Source organism: Bradyrhizobium australafricanum (genome assembly GCF_020329495.1).
Lineage (GTDB): Bacteria > Pseudomonadota > Alphaproteobacteria > Rhizobiales > Xanthobacteraceae > Bradyrhizobium > Bradyrhizobium australafricanum.
Window position 1 is genome coordinate 38,925 of the sequence record NZ_JAGKJL010000005.1, and the last position, 16,884, is coordinate 55,808.

General features: G+C 65.2%; 15 protein-coding genes. 12 read left to right on the forward strand and 3 right to left on the reverse strand.

Annotation, left to right across the window (positions count from 1 at the left end; all coding sequences use genetic code 11):
- Window positions 1-26 precede the first annotated feature (26 nt).
- The 3 genes from J6525_RS06560 to J6525_RS06570 are packed head-to-tail and all read left to right on the forward strand — an operon-like array spanning window position 27 to window position 1,623.
- On the forward strand, window positions 27-521 hold the full coding sequence (locus J6525_RS06560; RefSeq protein ID WP_225642976.1) for a phage tail protein: 495 nt from the start codon (window positions 27-29) through the stop codon (window positions 519-521).
- A 12-nt stretch (window positions 522-533) separates the two neighbouring features.
- The gene (locus J6525_RS06565) at window positions 534-1,067 is read left to right on the forward strand and encodes a phage tail protein (protein ID WP_225642978.1); all 534 of its coding nucleotides are present in this window, start codon (window positions 534-536) and stop codon (window positions 1,065-1,067) included.
- A gap of 7 nt (window positions 1,068-1,074) precedes the next feature.
- Window positions 1,075-1,623: a GNAT family N-acetyltransferase gene (locus J6525_RS06570; RefSeq protein WP_225162023.1), complete on the forward strand. Its 549-nt coding sequence runs from the start codon at window positions 1,075-1,077 to the stop codon at window positions 1,621-1,623.
- Here the strand turns inward: J6525_RS06570 and J6525_RS06575 are convergent.
- Complete coding sequence (locus J6525_RS06575; RefSeq protein ID WP_225642980.1) at window positions 1,605-1,910, reverse strand: DUF6916 family protein; 306 nt, start codon at window positions 1,908-1,910, stop codon at window positions 1,605-1,607. The two genes, J6525_RS06570 and J6525_RS06575, sit on opposite strands and share 19 nt — an antisense overlap.
- 660 nt (window positions 1,911-2,570) lie before the next feature.
- On the opposite strand from J6525_RS06575, the gene J6525_RS06580 reads away from it, so the two are divergent.
- The 9 genes from J6525_RS06580 to J6525_RS06620 all read left to right on the forward strand — a co-directional run bounded on the left by J6525_RS06580 (window position 2,571) and on the right by J6525_RS06620 (window position 13,092).
- Window positions 2,571-3,725, forward strand: a complete 1,155-nt coding sequence (locus tag J6525_RS06580) for an iron-containing alcohol dehydrogenase (RefSeq protein ID WP_225642982.1) — start codon at window positions 2,571-2,573, stop codon at window positions 3,723-3,725.
- 88 nt (window positions 3,726-3,813) lie between these two features.
- Window positions 3,814-5,364 carry an AMP-binding protein gene (locus J6525_RS06585; RefSeq protein ID WP_225642984.1) on the forward strand — a complete coding sequence of 517 codons (1,551 nt, stop codon included), beginning with the start codon at window positions 3,814-3,816 and terminating at the stop codon, window positions 5,362-5,364.
- Window positions 5,365-5,484: 120 nt separating this feature from the next.
- Complete coding sequence (locus J6525_RS06590) at window positions 5,485-6,183, forward strand: DUF2270 domain-containing protein (RefSeq protein ID WP_375166721.1); 699 nt, start codon at window positions 5,485-5,487, stop codon at window positions 6,181-6,183.
- Between the two features lie 71 nt (window positions 6,184-6,254).
- Window positions 6,255-7,142 (forward strand): TauD/TfdA dioxygenase family protein, encoded by an 888-nt coding sequence (locus J6525_RS06595; protein WP_225642988.1) that lies wholly within the window; start codon window positions 6,255-6,257, stop codon window positions 7,140-7,142.
- A 415-nt stretch (window positions 7,143-7,557) separates the two neighbouring features.
- On the forward strand, window positions 7,558-9,153 hold the full coding sequence (locus J6525_RS06600) for an ABC transporter substrate-binding protein (protein ID WP_225642990.1): 1,596 nt from the start codon (window positions 7,558-7,560) through the stop codon (window positions 9,151-9,153).
- Between the two features lie 91 nt (window positions 9,154-9,244).
- On the forward strand, window positions 9,245-10,192 hold the full coding sequence (locus tag J6525_RS06605) for an ABC transporter permease (RefSeq protein WP_038387887.1): 948 nt from the start codon (window positions 9,245-9,247) through the stop codon (window positions 10,190-10,192).
- A 4-nt stretch (window positions 10,193-10,196) separates the two neighbouring features.
- A complete protein-coding gene (locus J6525_RS06610) occupies window positions 10,197-11,090 on the forward strand; it encodes an ABC transporter permease (protein WP_016848340.1) in 894 nt (297 codons plus the stop codon).
- Window positions 11,090-12,103 carry an ABC transporter ATP-binding protein gene (locus tag J6525_RS06615; RefSeq protein ID WP_225642992.1) on the forward strand — a complete coding sequence of 338 codons (1,014 nt, stop codon included), beginning with the start codon at window positions 11,090-11,092 and terminating at the stop codon, window positions 12,101-12,103. Before J6525_RS06610 ends, J6525_RS06615 begins: the two co-directional genes overlap by 1 nt.
- Entirely contained in the window at window positions 12,100-13,092 is a 993-nt protein-coding gene (locus J6525_RS06620) for an ABC transporter ATP-binding protein (RefSeq protein WP_225642994.1), read from the forward strand. Before J6525_RS06615 ends, J6525_RS06620 begins: the two co-directional genes overlap by 4 nt.
- Window positions 13,093-13,236: 144 nt before the next feature.
- Here the strand turns inward: J6525_RS06620 and J6525_RS06625 are convergent, their stop codons facing one another.
- Both J6525_RS06625 and J6525_RS06630 read right to left on the reverse strand, forming a co-directional pair.
- Window positions 13,237-15,216, reverse strand: a complete 1,980-nt coding sequence (locus J6525_RS06625) for an acetyl/propionyl/methylcrotonyl-CoA carboxylase subunit alpha (protein WP_225642996.1) — start codon at window positions 15,214-15,216, stop codon at window positions 13,237-13,239.
- Window positions 15,213-16,841, reverse strand: a complete 1,629-nt coding sequence (locus J6525_RS06630; RefSeq protein ID WP_225642998.1) for an acyl-CoA carboxylase subunit beta — start codon at window positions 16,839-16,841, stop codon at window positions 15,213-15,215. The genes J6525_RS06625 and J6525_RS06630 overlap by 4 nt, the downstream gene beginning before the upstream one ends.
- Window positions 16,842-16,884 lie beyond the last annotated feature (43 nt).

Consider the following 16,884-nt stretch of genomic DNA (forward strand, 5'->3'; position numbering starts at 1 on the left):
CAGAATCCTTTTTAGGCGAGATCCGCATGTTCGGCGGCAGCTTTGCCCCGGTCGGATGGAATTTCTGTGACGGCAGCCTGTTGGCGATCTCCCAGTACGACGCGCTGTTCAATCTGATCGGCACCACCTATGGCGGCGATGGCCAATCCACCTTCGCGGTCCCCGATCTGCGCGGCCGTGTGCCAATCCACACGGGCACCGCCAGCAGCGGCACGACCTATGTCATGGGGCAGACTGGCGGCGTCGAAAACGTAACACTCACGACGCAGGCGATCCCGCAGCATTCGCACGCCTTCATCGCCGCGAAGCAGACCGGCACCGCGTCGAACCCGCAGGGAAATATTCTCGATCAGACGACCGGCACCATCGCGATGTACATCGACGGCCAGCCGCCCGACGGGCCCATGGCAAGCGGAATGCTGACGAATACCGGTGGAAACCTGCCGCACAGCAATTTGCAGCCGCTGCTTTGCGTCACCTTCATCATTTCGCTGTACGGCATTTTCCCGAGCCAGGGCTAGGAGCGCGACACCATGGCCGACCCCTTCGTCGCCGAAATCCGCATCTTTCCGTTCAACTTCGCTCCCAAGGGCTGGGCCTTCTGCAGCGGCCAGATCCTGCCGATCTCGCAGAACACGGCGCTGTTCTCGCTGCTCGGTGTCACTTATGGCGGCAACGGCACGACGAATTTCGCGCTTCCCAACACGCAGGGCAACGCGCCGCTGGCGCCCGGACAGGGCCCGGGGCTGTCGCTGTATGACCTCGGCGAGACCATCGGCTCCCCCAATGTGACGCTGCTGCAAAACCAGATACCGCAGCACAACCACCCCGTGAACGTCGGTACGCAGGACACGGCCGACGTTCAAGTCCCGAGCCCGACCCGCATCCTCGGCAAATCGGCCAACGCGTTCGCCTACGTGCCCGGGAGCCCGGCGCCAACACTGACGCAGATGAACGCCACCATGATCGGCATGACGGGCGGCAACCTTCCGCACAACAACATGCAGCCTTACCTCACGCTGAACTTCTGCATCGCACTGCAGGGTGTCTTCCCGGCGCGAGGCTGAGCTCGTTTTGGCTCTCGACGCACCAGGCACCATCACGCCCGCCTTCGGCTGGGCGCGCGCGGCCGAAGTCGGTTGCGGCTTTCGCCGCCTGTCGGAGGCGGACCTGCCGTTCCTCCGCCGCCTCTATGCCTCGACGCGCGCCGAGGAACTTGCGCCGGTGCCGTGGAGCGAGGCCGACAAGGCCGCCTTTCTCGAGCAGCAATTCCGCGCCCAGCACGCGCACTACCAGCAGCACTATCCGAACGCCGATTGGCTGGTGGTCGCGCGCCAAGGTGAAGACGTCGGCCGGTTCTATCTCGAACGCTGGCCGAGCCAGCACCGCATCATCGACATCGCCTTCCTGCCGGAGCATCGCGGCAGGGGCTACGGCGAAGCGTTGCTGCGCGACGCGATCGACGAGGCGAAGGCCGCCGGCAAGGACGTCTCGATCCACGTCGAGAAGCTCAACCCGGCGATGCGGCTCTACCGGCGGCTCGGCTTCATCACCGAGGAAGACAAGGGCGTTTACGACCTGATGCGCTGGCGGGCGGCAGAGCGTCAGGTGAAGATCGCTTGATAACCATTGCCCTCCGCGACCGGACCGATCGGCACCAGGAACATCTCGATCACGCCCAATGCCGGATGGCGCACCGGATAGATCGCCTGCGGCAGCCACGCGCCCCTCGGCGCCGCGAACAGCAGCGAGAACGCGCCACCCGGCCGGCCGCTGTTGCCCGCGGGCTCGACCTTGGCGAGCTTCAGCGGCACGACGCGATCCCTCTCCGCCTGCATCTCGAACTCCGCTTCCTGATGCGGCGTGAAGTCGTCAATATGCAGTTTCGCGAGATCGACGGTCGATGTCATGCGCACGTCCCTGTTGCTTTCGAGGTGTAACACACGCCGCGATGTTGCCGTCAAGATTTCTGTCGGTCATCCGATTTCGACCTGAAGCTTTCACCGTCATTCCGGGGCGCCCTCTGCTTCCAGGGGGAGGCAAGTAAACGCAAGACTCGGATGCAGCGCGCCGCGAGGATGCGGATGTATGACTCACGCGAGCGCCACATATTTGATGTCGTCCCGGGCAAGCGCAGCGCGACCCGGGACCCATAACCACCGATGCCAATTGTTTAGCCAGCGCTCGGGCCACAGCTCACTTCAACAACGCAACCCTGCGGTTATGGGTCCCTGCTTTCGCACTAGCGTATATACATATCCTCCGCAGTCTTTCCGGAGTCTTCTCAAAGAGTTGGCCGAAAACCGCAGAGAACTTACTCATCTGCACTAGGGTTGCGCCCGCCGATTTCGGCTCTCGCCTAGTAGCTAACCCCTTGATGATGATTCGGTTTTCTAGCCTCGAAGAGATGTGTAAATGCCCTAGTGCTTTCGCAGGGACGACAGCGGAATGGGCGGCGCGACCGTATCAAACCACCGGCCCAGAGCCCTGATGACGGCCCCGATTTCCTCCGCTAACCTCGCCGCAAAGGTCCGCCAGCAAGGCGGACCGTGTTGAGGGAGGACAGGCGCTTGCATCAAGGCCGTGTCGTATTCGGTGCCATGGACGAGGTCGTGTTCGGGCGGCCCGCGCGTGAGGCCATCGTCGAGCAGCTGGACCGGATTGGCGCCGAGCGCGCCTTTCTGATGGTGTCGGGCACGCTGAACCGCGAGACCGACGAGATCGAGAAGGTTCGCGCGGCGCTTGGGCGCCGCTGCGTCGGCACCTTCGACAAGATGCCGGCGCATACGCCGCGCGCCGCGGTGATCGCGGCGGCGGAGCAGGCGCGCGGCGCGAAAGCGGATTTGATCGTCACGATCGGCGGCGGCTCGATCACCGACGGCGCCAAGGCGGTGCAGCTTTGCCTCGCCAACAACGTCACGACGTCCGACGGCATCGAGACGATCCGCACCCATGGCGGCGTCTCGCCCGCGATGAACCCACCGACCGTGCGCCAGATCAGCGTGCCGACCACCATCGCCGGCGGCGAGTTCTCGTCGATCGCCGGCGTCACCAACGAGGCCAAGCGGCAGAAGGAGATGCTGCGCCATCCGCTGGTGATGCCGCGCGCCACCATCCTCGATCCGGAACTGTCGGTGCACACGCCGGAATGGCTGTTCCTGTCGACCGGCATCCGCGCCGTCGACCATTGCGTCGAGGGCATTTGCTCGCGCGAGGCGCATCCTTACGGCGACGCGCAGGCGCTGAAGGGACTCGAGATGCTGGCGGCCGGCCTGCCGCGGGTGAAAGCCGACCCGAAGGATATTTCGGCGCGGATGGATTGCCAGATCGGCACCTGGCTCTCCACCGGCCCGCTCGCCTCGGGCGTGCCGATGGGCGCGAGCCACGGCATCGGCTACGTGCTCGGCGCCGAGTTCGACGTGCCGCACGGCTATACCTCGTGCGTGATGCTGCCTGCGGTGATGCGCTGGAACAAGCGCGACAATGCTGACCGGCAGGCGCTGGTCGCGGCCGCAATGGGACATGCGGGCGCGGACGCCGGCGACGTGCTTGACCGCTTCATCCGCGACCTCGGCATGCCGCGCAGCCTCAGGGAGGTCCACGTCGGCCCCGAGCATTTCGACCGCATCGCAACGCAAGCGATGCGAACGCCCTGGGTGCCGCGCAATCCGCGCAAGATCGACGATCCATCCCAGGTTCGCGAGATTCTGGAGATGGCTGCATAGAGCGCTTTCGAGCGAAGTGGGTACCGGTTCGCGTGAAGAAAACGCGTCAAACTAAGAACAAGCACGATCAAGGGGGATCTGGAGTTCGATGTATACCGGCAAGCATGCTTACCTGCGCCCGCTGCAACCCGCCTTCATCATGGCCGGGACCGGCGAGACCGTCACCTATCGTGAGCTCGAGGCGCGCTCCAACCGGCTCGCGCATCTGTTCCGCAAGCAGGGGCTGCGTCGGCTCGACCATTATTCGATCTTCATGGAGAACAACAACCGCTACCTCGAGGCCTGCGGCGCCGGCGAGCGCGCCGGGCTCTACTTCACCTGCGTCAACTCCTACCTCACCGCGGGCGAACTCGCCTACATCCTGACCAACAGCCAGTCGCGGATCCTGATCACCTCGAAGCTGAAGCTCGACATCGCGCGCGAGGCGCTGAAGGAGTGCCTGCGGGTCGAGCTCTGCGTCGTGGTCGACGGCGAAAGCGAGAGCGATCGCATTGTCGGACTGCGAGAGGCCACCGCAGGCCTGCCGTCAACGCCGATCGCGGACGAATATGCCGGCACCGCGATGCTGTATTCCTCCGGCACGACCGGCCGGCCCAAGGGCATCGTGCGGCCGCTGCCGGAGCAGCCGCCGTCGCAGAACCTGCCGCTGTTCGATTTCCTGACCAAGCTCTGGCACTACCGCGAGGGCATGGTCTACCTCTCGCCGGCGCCGCTCTACCACTCGGCGCCGCAAGCCGCGGTCAACCTCACCATCCGGATGGGCGGCACGGTCGTCATCATGGAGAGCTTCGATCCGGAGCGCTATCTGCAGCTGGTCGAGAAATGGGGCATCACCCACAGCCAGCTGGTGCCGACCATGTTCTCGCGTCTGCTGAAGCTGCCCGAGGAGGTTCGCGCCCGCTACGATCTGTCGACCCTCGAGATCGCGATCCATGCCGCCGCGCCCTGCCCGGCGCTGGTCAAGGACGACATGATCAAATGGTGGGGTCCCATCATCCACGAATATTACGGCGCGACCGAGGGCCTCGGCTTCACCGCCTGCAACAGCGAGGAGTGGCTCGCGCATCGCGGCACCGTCGGCAGGGTCCTGCTCGGCGATCTGCACATCCTCGACGAGAACATGCAGCCCTGCCCCAAGGGAACGCCGGGCACCGTGTGGTTCAAGACCGCCACGCCATTCGAATATTTCAACGACCCCGCCAAGACCAGCGAGGCGCGCTCGCCCGACGGTAGCATGAGCACGGTCGGCGACGTCGGCTATGTCGACGACGACAACTTCCTCTATCTCACCGACCGCGCCACCTTCATGATCATCTCCGGCGGCGTGAACATCTATCCGCAGGAATGCGAGAACCTCCTGATCACCCATCCCAAGGTCGCCGACGCCGCGGTGTTCGGCGTACCCAATGTCGATCTCGGCGAGGAAGTGAAGGCGGTGGTGCAGCCGGTCGACGGTATCGCGCCGGGGCCGGACCTCGCCGAGGAACTGATCGCGTTCTGCGCCGGCGCGCTGTCGCGCCAGAAGGTGCCGCGCTCGGTGGATTTCGAAGCCGAGCTGCCGCGGCTGCCGACCGGCAAGCTCTACAAGCGCCTGCTGCGTGACCGCTATTGGGGCAACAAGACCTCGCGGATCGTGTGAGCGGCGGTGCGGCATCCAGACTGATGCTGCCAACCAAGCCGACGGACGCAACGGACTCGCCGGTCGCGCGGATTTCGCGCTATGCTCCGGGATCGTAAGCCAGCTTCGCCGGAGGCCGCCATGCCATCGCCCCAGCCGCGCGAGCCGGAGCCGGTGCAGGCCGGAAGGCTCGAATTCACTGCCGCCGAGATCGGTGCACTCGCCCATCTCTATCGTGGCGAGGTCTATCGCAGCACGGTCTGGCGCACCCGTCTCGACAGCTCGACCAACTGGGCGGTGGTCACGACCGGGATCGCGCTGTCGGCGACCTATAGCAGCGCAGAGGCTTCGCCCTTGCCGATGGTCCTGGTCGGACTGCTGGTAACCGTGTTCCTGCTATTCGAGGCGCGGCGCTATCGCTATTTCAACGTCTGGCGCGCCCGGGCGCGGTTGCTCGAAACCGATTTCTACGCGCCGATGATCCGCGGCGAGGGCCCCACACCGAACGCAGCCTGGACCGAACTGCTCGCCAACGACTACCGCCGCCCCAGCTATCACATCAGCTATGTCAGAGCGATCGGCCGGCGCCTGCGACGGACCTATGGCTGGATCTTCGCGATCCAGGCCATCGCTTATTACGGCAAGCTGGCGATCCACCCGCTGCCGCTGACCACGATGGGCGCGATCTGGGACCGCGCTTCGATCGGTCCGATTCCAGGAACCATCGTGATTCTGGCCGGTATCGCCTTCCACTCCAGCTGGGCGCTGTTCGCCTTCATTACACATCGCATCGAGGTCGCCGACCGGCGCACGCGGCACAATCTGATCGCAATGGGCTGAGGGGCCGCGTTGCCGATGGCGGGCTTTTCCCCTAACCTCGCCGCAACAACAAAGAAAAGGGAGGACTTGCGATGGAAGTGATCCCACTGAAACCTGGCTTCGGTGCCGAGCTGCGCGGCGTCACGCTGTCGGACGTTGCCGCCAGCGATACCGCCTATGCGGCGGTGCGCGCGGCGTTCGAGGAACATTCGGTGCTGGTGTTCCGCGGTCAGGAGGTTAGTGACGACATCCAGCTCGCCTTCTCGCGCCGGTTCGGTCCGCCCGAAGTGACCAAGGTCGGTTCGATGGGCACCGGTTCGCATTTCGTGATCCTCTCGACCTTCGGGCCCGACGGCAAGGTGGTTCCATCCGATCACCGGCAGCAGCTGCGCGCCAGGGCCAACCAGCTCTGGCACACCGACTCTTCCTTCAAGCAGGTGCCGGCGCTGACCTCGATCCTGTCGGCGCGCATCATTCCTGAACATGGCGGCGAGACCGAATTCGTCTCGATGCGGCTTGCCTTCGAGCGGCTCGACAAGGACGCGGCAAGTCGGCTGGAGAACGCGTTCGCCTGGCACTCCTACGCGCATTCGCGCAGCAAGGTGGCCACCGGCCTCGCAACGACTGAAGAAGTCGACGCGCTGCCGCCGGTATGCCGGCGGATGGTCTGGCGCAATCCCGTCAACGGCCGCGGCGCGCTGTATCTTGCCTCCCATGCCTATGGCGTCGAGGGCATGGATGCCGAGGCCGGCAGGGCGCTGATCGAGCAATTGACCGAAGCCGCGACCGTGCCCGGCGTCAGCTATCTGCATCAATGGAAGCAGGGCGACGTCGTGATGTGGGACAACCGGGCCACCATGCATCGCGGCCGCCCCTGGCCGGCGCATGAGGGCCGCCTGATGATTCGCACCACGATCTCGGCGACCGAGGCCGATGGCGTCGCCAACATGCACCTGCCCTCGCCGCAGGCGGCTGAGTGAGCGTGATGTGGCACCAGTCATACCGTCATCCTGAGGAGCCGCGAAGCGGCGTCTCGAAGGATGAACGGCCCGGCTGGTGGCCGTGCATCCTTCGAGGCTCGCTCCGCTCGCACCTCAGGATGACGGAAGAAGAAATTGTGCGACACGTCGGCGACATACTGTCGCTGATTGCGGCCCGCTTCACGTCGCACGCATCGGCGTCCGCAATCGAATTCGATTGGAGTTCTACCGCTGCATAGCAAAACAACCCAGGTTCCCCGCAATCACAGCCATTATTCCCGATCCGCGGAAATTTTAATGTTGTGGGGTCATCCGAATTGCCAATCCCCGCGCGATCCTCGCTGGTTGCCCGACAGCCTCACCGTGGTATCGTCGATGCCAATCGGCCATTGAGACCGAAATGTGGGAGGGGACCATGCGGAGCGTGCAAGCGCTGGCCGTCGCGGTGTTGTCTGTGCTGATCATCAGCGACGTTTCACGCGCAGCCGAGCCGAAACCGGGCGGCATCTTCAGGATCTATCACCGCGACAGCCCCGGCAGCGCCTCGATCCACGAGGGCGCGACCTATTCGCTGAACGTTCCGTTCATGCCGATCTTCAACAATCTCGTCATCTTCGACCAGCACATCGCCCAGAACAGCGCCAGCACGATCCGGCCCGAGCTTGCGGAAAGCTGGGCCTGGAGCGGCGACAACAAGACGCTGACCTTCAAGCTACGCAGGGACGTGAAATGGCACGACGGGAAGCCGTTCACCGCAGCCGACGTCAAATGCACCTTCGACATGCTGATGGGCAAGTCGCAGCAGAAGTTCCGGCAGAACCCGCGCAAGTCCTGGTACGAGCAAGTCGAGGAGGTCACGACCAATGGCGACTATGAGGCGTCGTTCAAGCTGAAGCGGCCGCAGCCGGCGCTATTATCGCTGCTCGCCTCGGGCTACTCGCCGGTCTATCCCTGCCATGTGTCGCCGGCCGAGATGCGCACCAAGCCGGTCGGCACAGGTCCGTTCAAGTTCGTCGAGTTCAAGGCCAACGAGTCGATCAAGCTCACCAAGAACCCGGATTATTTCAAGAAGGGCCTGCCTTATCTTGACGGTATCGAGTTCACCATCATCCCGAACCGCTCGACCGCGATCCTCGGCTTCGTCTCCGGCAAGTTCGACATGACGTTCCCGACCGAGGTCTCGATCCCGCTGCTCAAGGACGTCAAGTCACAGGCGCCCAATGCGGTCTGCATGGTGGAACCAAACAACGTCTCCACCAACATCATCATCAATTCGACCGCGCCGCCGTTCGACAATCTCGACATCCGCCGCGCGCTGGCGCTGGCGCTCGACCGCAAGGCGTTCATCCAGATCATGTTCGAGGGCCAGGGCGACATCGGCGGTACAATGGAGCCGGCACCGGACGGGCTGTGGGCGATGCCGAAGGACATGCTGGAGCAGATCCCCGGCTACGGTCCCGACATCGAGAAGAACCGCGAGGAAGCCCGCAAGCTGATGCAGAAGGCGGGCTATGGCCCGGACAAGCACCTGCAGATCAAGGTCTCGACCCGCAACATCGCGGTCTATCGCGATCCCGCGATCATCCTGATCGACCAGATCAAGAGCATCTACATCGACGGCGAGCTCGACGTCGTCGACACCGCGCAATGGTTCCCGAAGATCGCCCGCAAGGACTATTCGCTCGGCCTCAACCTCACCGGCAATGCCGTCGACGAGCCCGACCAGTCGTTCTACGAGAACTATGCCTGCGGCTCGGAGCGGAACTACACCAACTACTGCAACAAGGAGATCGAGAAGCTGTTCGACCAGCAGTCGGAAGAGACCAACGTCGACAAGCGCAAGAAGCTGGTCTGGGAGATCGACAAGAAGCTGCAGGAAGACGTTGCGCGTCCGATCATCTTCCACGCCCGCACCGGCACCTGCTGGCAGCCTTACGTAAAGAATGTCACGATCATGTCCAACAGCTCCTATAACGGCTATCGTTACGAAGACGTCTGGCTGGACAAATAGGCCTAGCGTTTTCGGGCGAAGTGAATACCGGTTCGCGTAACGAAAACGCGTCGGAAGACAAGACACAGGCGGGATCAGGGAGAGAGCCAGGGTGTTTGCCTATATCGTGCGGCGGCTGTTCCTGATGCTCGTGACCCTGTTCGGGATCTCGGTCATCATCTTCGTGCTGCTGCGCGTCGTTCCCGGCAACATCGTCGACATCCTGTTCGACGCCGCGGGCTTCGTCGATCCCGCCGACAAGGCCAATCTCGAGCGTGAGCTCGGCCTGAGCCAACCGATCGTGATCCAGTATCTGCACTGGATCGGCGGCCTGCTGCACGGCGATCTCGGCTATTCCTACGTCTCGGAGAAGCCGGCGCTGGAGGAAATCCTGCCGCGGATTCCGATCACGGCGCGGCTTGCCGGACTGGCGCTATTGTTCTCCGCCTCGATCGGCATTCCGCTCGGTGTCATCAGCGCCGTCCACCAGGGCTCACGGCTCGATTATGCGCTGCGCGTCGTCAGCCTCAGCGGCCTGTCGCTGCCGTCATTCTGGCTCGGCTTGCTAATCCTGATGGCCTCGGTCTCGCTGTTCGGCACCATGCCGATCTTCAATCCGAACCCGAAAACCTGGATCGAGGCGCTGACCATCTATGCGGTGCCGGCGATGGCGGTCGGCTTCCGCAGCGCGGCACTCACCATGCGCATCACCCGCTCCTCGATGCTGGAGATCCTGCGCCAGGACTATATCCGCACCGCGCGCGCCAAGGGCGCCTCCGAGGCCTCGGTGAACTATCACCACGCGCTGAAGAACGCGGTGCTGCCGGTCATCACCGTGATCGGCATCGAGGCCGCGTTCCTGATCGGCGGCCTGATCGTCACCGAGACTGTGTTCAACATCCCCGGCATCGCCCGCTTCCTGGTCGAGGCGTTGCGCTGGCGTGACTACCCGATCGTGCAGAACCTCGTGATGTTCATCGCCGTCGTGGTGGTGGTGGTGAATTTCATCGTCGACATGCTCTATGCGGCAATCGATCCACGTATCCGGTTTGGAGACTGAGCACGTGGCAACAATCAATTTCGACAGCGAATTGCGACGTGCCGGGGCCAACGCCACCGGCGGCTGGGGACGGTTTGCGTTCCTCGCGCAGCGCCATGTGCTCGGCACGGTCGGCCTCGTCATCATGCTGCTGTTCGTGCTGACCGCGATCTTCGCGAACGTCATCAGCCGCTACGATCCGCTCAGCGTCGATTCCGCGCACCGGCTGGCGGCGCCGTCCGCGCTGCACTGGTTCGGCACTGACTCCTTCGGCCGCGACGTCTGGAGCCGCATCATCCATGGTGCGCGGATCTCGCTTGCGGTCGGCATCGGCTCGACGACGCTCGGCGCCACGCTCGGCGTGATCGTGGGTCTCGCCTCCGGCTATCTCTCCGGCTGGGTCGACCTCGTGTTCCAGCGGGTGACCGACATCCTGCAATCGCTGCCGCTCTTGGTGCTCGCACTCGTCATGACCGCGGCGCTCGGTCCCTCGCTGCCGAACGTGATCCTGGCGATCGCAATTCCCCTGATCCCGACGGTCGCGCGCGTGATCCGCGCCAACACGCTGGCGCTGCGCGAGCAGCCGTTCGTCGAGGCCGCCAAATCGATCGGCATGAGCGAGATGCGGATTGCGCTGCGCCACGTGCTGCCCAACACCATCGCGCCGCTGATCGTGCTCGCCACCGCGCAGCTCGGCTCGACTATCCTGACCGAAGCGTCGCTGTCGTTCCTCGGCCTCGGCATCCCCGAGCCTTATCCGTCCTGGGGTCGCATGCTGTCGGAATCCGCCGCCGAATATGTCCGCACCGCGCCGTGGCTGGTGATCTTCCCCGGCATTGCGATCAGCCTTGCGGTGTTCGGCACCAATCTGTTCGGCGACGCACTGCGCGACATTCTCGATCCGAGGCAGCGCGGCTGATGAGCGAGGCCAAGACGCTCGATACGGTTCTCGAGGTGAAGAACCTGCAGACGGTGTTCTTCACCAACTCCGGCCTGTTCCGCGCGGTCGACGATGTCTCGTTCTCGGTCCGCCGCGGCGAAACGCTGGCGATCGTCGGCGAATCCGGCTGCGGCAAGAGCGTCAGCGCGCTGTCGATCATGCGTCTGGTGCCCGATCCGCCCGGCCGCATCGTCGGCGGCTCGGTGACACTCGAGGGCACCGATCTGCTGAAGCTCGACGAAGCCGCGATGCGCGACATCAGGGGCAACCGCATCTCGATGATCTTCCAGGAGCCGATGACCTCGCTCAATCCGGTGATGCGGATCGGCGACCAGATCATCGAGGCGGTGCGGCTGCACCAGAAGGTCAGCAGCAAGGAGGCCTGGAAGCAGGCCGTCGACATGCTGCGGCTGGTGCGCATCCCGGAGCCGGAGCGCCGCGCGCAGGAATATCCGCATCAGCTGTCCGGCGGCATGCGCCAGCGCGCCATGATTGCGATGGCGCTGGCGTGCCGGCCGGCGCTCCTGATCGCGGACGAGCCGACCACGGCGCTCGACGTCACCATCCAGGCGCAGATCCTGGCGCTGATCGTCGATCTGCAGCAGCGGCTCGGCACCGGGCTGATCCTGATCACCCATGACCTCGGCGTCGTCGCGCAGACCGCGCAGCGCGTGATCGTGATGTATGCCGGCAAGAAGGTCGAGGAGGCGACGGTTGAATCCTTGTTCGAGACGCCGCTGCATCCCTATACCCGCGGGCTGATGGCCTCAATCCCCGCGGTGCCCTCGCCCGACGCGAAGGCCGACGTCCGGCTGGTCGAAATCCCCGGCATGGTGCCGTCGCTGACCAAGCTGCCGCCCGGCTGCGCCTTCGCGCCGCGCTGCAAGCTCGCGGTCGACCGCTGCCGCCAGGAATATCCGCCGCTCGACGAGATCAAGAGCAATCACTGGGCCGCGTGCTGGCGCGCCGGCGAGATGGCGGAGGCGTCATGACCGAACAACGCCCGCTCCTCGAGGTGACCGACCTCGTCAAGCACTACGCGGTGCGCGGCGGTGTGCTGCGCCGGCAGGTCGGCACCGTGCATGCGGTCGACGGCGTCAGCTTCGCGCTCGGCGCCGGCGAGACGCTCGGCCTGGTCGGCGAATCCGGCTGCGGCAAGTCGACGGTGGCGCGCACCGTGCTGCGGCTGGTCGAGCCGACCAGCGGCGCCATCAAGCTGGATGGCGAGGACATCGCACCGCTCAGCAAGACCGCGCTGCGGCCGTACCGGCGCTCGATGCAGATCGTGTTCCAGGATCCGTTCGCCTCGCTCAACCCGCGCATGACGGCCGGCGACATCGTCGGCGAGCCCCTCATTGTGCATGGCCTTGCGACGGGCGCGAAGAAGCAGGAGCGCGTCGCGGAACTGTTCCAGCAAGTCGGCCTGCGACCCGACCAGATGAAGAATTTCCCGCATCAGTTCTCTGGCGGACAGCGCCAGCGCATCTGCATCGCGCGTGCGCTGTCGCTCGGGCCGCGGCTGATCGTGTGCGACGAACCGGTCTCCGCGCTCGACGTCTCGATCCAGGCGCAGGTGATCAACCTGTTGATCGACCTGCAGCGCAAGCAGAATTTCTCATACCTGTTCATCGCGCACGATCTGGCGGTCGTCGCCCATATCAGCCACCGCGTCGCGGTGATGTATCTGGGCCGCCTTGTCGAGATCGCCGACAAGCACGAGTTGTTCGCCAATCCGCGCCATCCCTACACCCAGGCGCTGCTCGCCTCGGTGCCGATCGCCGACCCGAAGGCGAAACGCACCGCGCCCCTGATCGACGGCGATGTGCCGAGTCCGATCAATCCACCTTCAGGCTGCGCCTTCCACACCCGCTGCCGTTACGCGATGGATCGCTGCAAGGTCGAACGCCCGGCGCTGCAGGCGGCCGGCCCGGCGCATCAGGTCGCCTGCTGGCTGAATGACGGGACGGGGCGGAGCGAATAATTCTATCGTCGTCCCTGCGAAAGCAGGGACCCATAACCACAAATGTTGGCTGTTGCGCCGCGCTGTGGCCCCAGCTTTTTTGAATCACCACGTCCTGTGGTTATGGGTCCGGGGTCGCGCTCCGCTTGCCCGAGACGACAGCGGTTATGCGGTGGCGTCGATCTCCACCACGATCTTCCCCGTCGTCACCTGCTCGCCCTCGGCGACATCGATCGACGACACCGTGCCTGCGACGCCGGCGGTGTGGACGTGCTCCATCTTCATCGCCTCCAGCGTCATCAGCGGCTGGCCGGCCGCGACCTTGTCGCCCGGCTTCACCAGCACCGCGACGACCCGGCCGTTCATGGCGGCGCGGACCTTGCCGTCACCGCCGGCCGCCGTCGCGCTCTCCGGCGGCGCGAGGGTGAGATCGCGCGCTGCCAGCGTGACGCCGCGATGCAGGATATGGAGCCGGTCGCCATCGCGCAGGAATTGGGCATGCTCCATCACCCCATCGTGGTGGAAGCGGATGCTGTCCTGGCCGAGCTCGTCGATCACGAAGCTGAAGCGATCGCCGTTGCGGGTCGCGATATAGCCGCCGTCGCGCTCGCGGACAATCTCGATCTCCTGCACGCCGTGGCCGAGATCGATCCGCAGGCCGAGCGGGAACGTCGCTGCGAGCGACCGGCCGCGCTGCCATGGCGGGGCGTGCGGATTGGTGACGTAGAGCAGCAGCGCCGCAAGCGCGAGATCGCTGCCGCGATCCGGCCGCGGCGCCAACAGCGCGTCGCGGTTGTCGCCGATGAAGGCCGTGGTCGCCTCGCCCCTGGCAAAGACCGGATGGCGCAGGCAGTCTATCAGAAAACCCTGGTTGGTCGTGACGCCGAAGGCCGTGACCTCCTCCAGGGCGCAGATCAGCTTGCCGCGCGCTTCCTCGCGTGTCGTGCCATGGCTGATGACCTTGGCGATCATCGAATCATAGAACGGCGGAATCTCCGAGCCGGACTGCAGCGCGTGCTCGACGCGGATGCCATCAGGCATCTGCCACCGCGCCATCCGGCCGGATTGCGGCATGAAATCATGCCCGGCATCCTCCGAGCAGAGCCGGACCTCGATGGCATGGCCGGAGAACTTGACGTCCTCCTGGGTCAAGCCGAGCGGCGCGCCACTGGCGACACGCAGCTGCAATTCGACCAGATCGAGCCCGGTGATCGCCTCGGTGACGGGATGCTCGACCTGCAGCCGCGTGTTCATCTCCATGAAGTAGAAATTTCCGGCGCGATCGAGCAAAAATTCCAGCGTGCCCGCGCCCTCGTAGCCGATCGCCTTGACCGCCTGCACCGCGACCGCGCCCATCCGCGCGCGCAGCTCCGGCGTCACCGCCGGCGACGGCGCCTCCTCGACCAGCTTCTGGTGCCGCCGCTGCACCGAGCAATCGCGCTCGCCGAGATGGATGGCGTTGCCATGGCGGTCGCCGAACACCTGGATCTCGATGTGGCGGGGATTGACGATCGCGCGCTCCAGAATGACGGTCGGATCGCCGAACGCGCCCTGCGCCTCCGATCGCGCGCTGCGCAGCGCGTCGGGAAATGCCGCCGCGTCCTCGACCAGCCGCATGCCGCGGCCGCCGCCGCCGGCGACCGCCTTGATCATGACCGGAAAACCAATGGCCCTGGCTTCCGCCAGCATCACGGCATCGCTCTGGTCGGCGCCTTGATAGCCGGGCACGCAGGGCACACCGGCCCGCTGCATGATCTCCTTGGCGCCGGCCTTGTTGCCCATCGCAAGGGTCGCTTCCGGCGAAGGACCGATGAACACAAGACCCGCATCGCGGCAGGCCTGCGCAAAATCCTCGTTCTCGGCGAGGAAGCCATAGCCGGGATGCACCGCGCCGGCGCCGCTCGCCTTGGCGGCGGCGATGATCGCGTCGATCTTCAGATAGGATTGCGCCGGCAGCGCTTCGCCGATCCGCACCGCCTGGTCGGCCTCGCGCACATGCAGCGCGTCACGGTCGGCGTCCGAATAGACGGCAACGACGCCATGGCCGAGCCGCCGTGCCGATCGCATGATGCGCAGCGCGATCTCGCCGCGATTGGCGATCAGGATCTTGAAGAACGGCGTCCGCTTCACGATTGCCCCGCTCATGGCCGCGCCACCGAGAACTGCATGCGCTGCGGGCTGCGGGCCTCGGCCTCGCGGCAGATCGAAAGCACCTCTGACAGCACAGTCCGCGTATCGCGCGGATCGATCACGCCGTCGTCGAGCACGCGGGCGCTGGTCGAGAACACGTCCATCTGGCTGTCGAACACGCCGGTGATCTGCGCCTTCATCGCCTCCAGCTTCTCCTTCTCGATCGGCTTGCCGCGCCGCGCGGCGGCGGCTTCGGTGACGATCGCCATGGTTTCGGCGGCCTGCTCGCCGCCCATCACAGCGGTCTTGGCGTTGGGCCAGGAGAAGCAGAAGCGAGGGTGGAAACCGCGGCCGCACATGCCGTAATTGCCGGCGCCGAACGAGGCGCCGCAATACAGGGTGATCTGCGGCACCGTCGCCGAGGTCACCGCCTGGATCATCTTCGAGCCGTGCTTGATCATGCCGGCCTCTTCATAGGCCTTGCCCACCATGTAGCCGGTGGTGTTGTTCATGTAGAGGATCGGCGTGCGCGACTGGCAGCAGGCCTGGATGAAATGCGTCGCCTTGTTGGCGCCGGGCACGTCGAGCGGGCCATTATTGGTGATGATGCCGATCGCTTGCCCCTGGATGCGGGCTTGGCCGCAGACCGTCGCCGGACCGTAATTGGCGCCGAACTCGGTGAAGTCGGAATCGTCGACGAAGCGCGCGATTGCCTGGCGCATGTCGACGGGACGCTTGTGGTCCATCGGCATGATGCCGAGCAGTTCCTCCGCGTCGTAACGCGGCGGTTTGAACGCGGCCGGCGCCGGTGCTGGCCAATCCCAAGAACGGTCCCAAGGCAGCTTGGCCATGATGTCGCGCGCGATGCGCAGCGCGTCGCGGTCGTCCTCGGCGAGATAATCGCCAAGGCCCGAGACCTGGGTGTGCATCTCGGCGCCGCCGAGCTCCTCCTCGGTCGCGATCTCGCCGGTGGCGGCCTTGAGCAGAGGCGGCCCGGCGAGGAAGGCGCGGGTGCGGCCGCGCACCATCACGATGTAGTCGGACAGGCCCGTCTGGTAGGCACCGCCCGCGGTCGAGGAGCCGTGGGTGACGGTAACGACGGGAAGCCCTGCCGCCGACAGCCGCGCCAGGTTGCGGAAGATGTTGCCGCCACGGACGAAGTCCTCGACGCGGTAGCGCAGCAGATTGGCGCCCGCGCTCTCGACCAGCTGCACATAGGGCAGCTTGTTCTCCAGCGCGAGTTCCTGCACCCGCAGCGTCTTGTCGAGGCCGTAAGGCTGCAATGCACCCGCGTCGATGCCGGCATCATTGGCGCTGACCATGCAGCGGATGCCAGAGACGAAGCCGATGCCGGCGACCAGTCCACCGCCGGGCACGCTCTTGTCCACATCCGCCACGTCAAACATGTAGCCGGTGAGCGTCGACAGTTCGAGGAAGGGCGAGCCGGGATCGAGCACCAGCGCGACGCGCTCGCGCGGCAACAGCTGGCCGCGCTTGTGGAAGCGGTCCTTTGCCGCGGCGGAGGCTGCGCGCGTCCGCTCCTCCAGCGCGCGCATCCGGGCGATCAGCGCCAGCATGCCGTCGCGATTGCCCTGGAACGCGGCGCTGCCGGTGGAAATCGTGTTCTCAATGATGGCCATCAACCTTGCTCCGTCATTCCAGGGCGATGCGAGAGCATCGAAC

Coding starts and splice junctions, on each gene's coding strand:
- J6525_RS06560 (WP_225642976.1), top strand. CDS start 27: ATGTTCGGCGGCAGCTTTGCCCCGGTCGGATGGAATTTCTGTGACGGC.
- J6525_RS06565 (WP_225642978.1), top strand. CDS start 534: ATGGCCGACCCCTTCGTCGCCGAAATCCGCATCTTTCCGTTCAACTTC.
- J6525_RS06575 (WP_225642980.1), bottom strand. CDS start 1,910: ATGACATCGACCGTCGATCTCGCGAAACTGCATATTGACGACTTCACG.
- J6525_RS06585 (WP_225642984.1), top strand. CDS start 3,814: ATGTATACCGGCAAGCATGCTTACCTGCGCCCGCTGCAACCCGCCTTC.
- J6525_RS06590 (WP_375166721.1), top strand. CDS start 5,485: ATGCCATCGCCCCAGCCGCGCGAGCCGGAGCCGGTGCAGGCCGGAAGG.
- J6525_RS06595 (WP_225642988.1), top strand. CDS start 6,255: ATGGAAGTGATCCCACTGAAACCTGGCTTCGGTGCCGAGCTGCGCGGC.
- J6525_RS06600 (WP_225642990.1), top strand. CDS start 7,558: ATGCGGAGCGTGCAAGCGCTGGCCGTCGCGGTGTTGTCTGTGCTGATC.
- J6525_RS06615 (WP_225642992.1), top strand. CDS start 11,090: ATGAGCGAGGCCAAGACGCTCGATACGGTTCTCGAGGTGAAGAACCTG.
- J6525_RS06620 (WP_225642994.1), top strand. CDS start 12,100: ATGACCGAACAACGCCCGCTCCTCGAGGTGACCGACCTCGTCAAGCAC.
- J6525_RS06625 (WP_225642996.1), bottom strand. CDS start 15,216: ATGAGCGGGGCAATCGTGAAGCGGACGCCGTTCTTCAAGATCCTGATC.
- J6525_RS06630 (WP_225642998.1), bottom strand. CDS start 16,841: ATGGCCATCATTGAGAACACGATTTCCACCGGCAGCGCCGCGTTCCAG.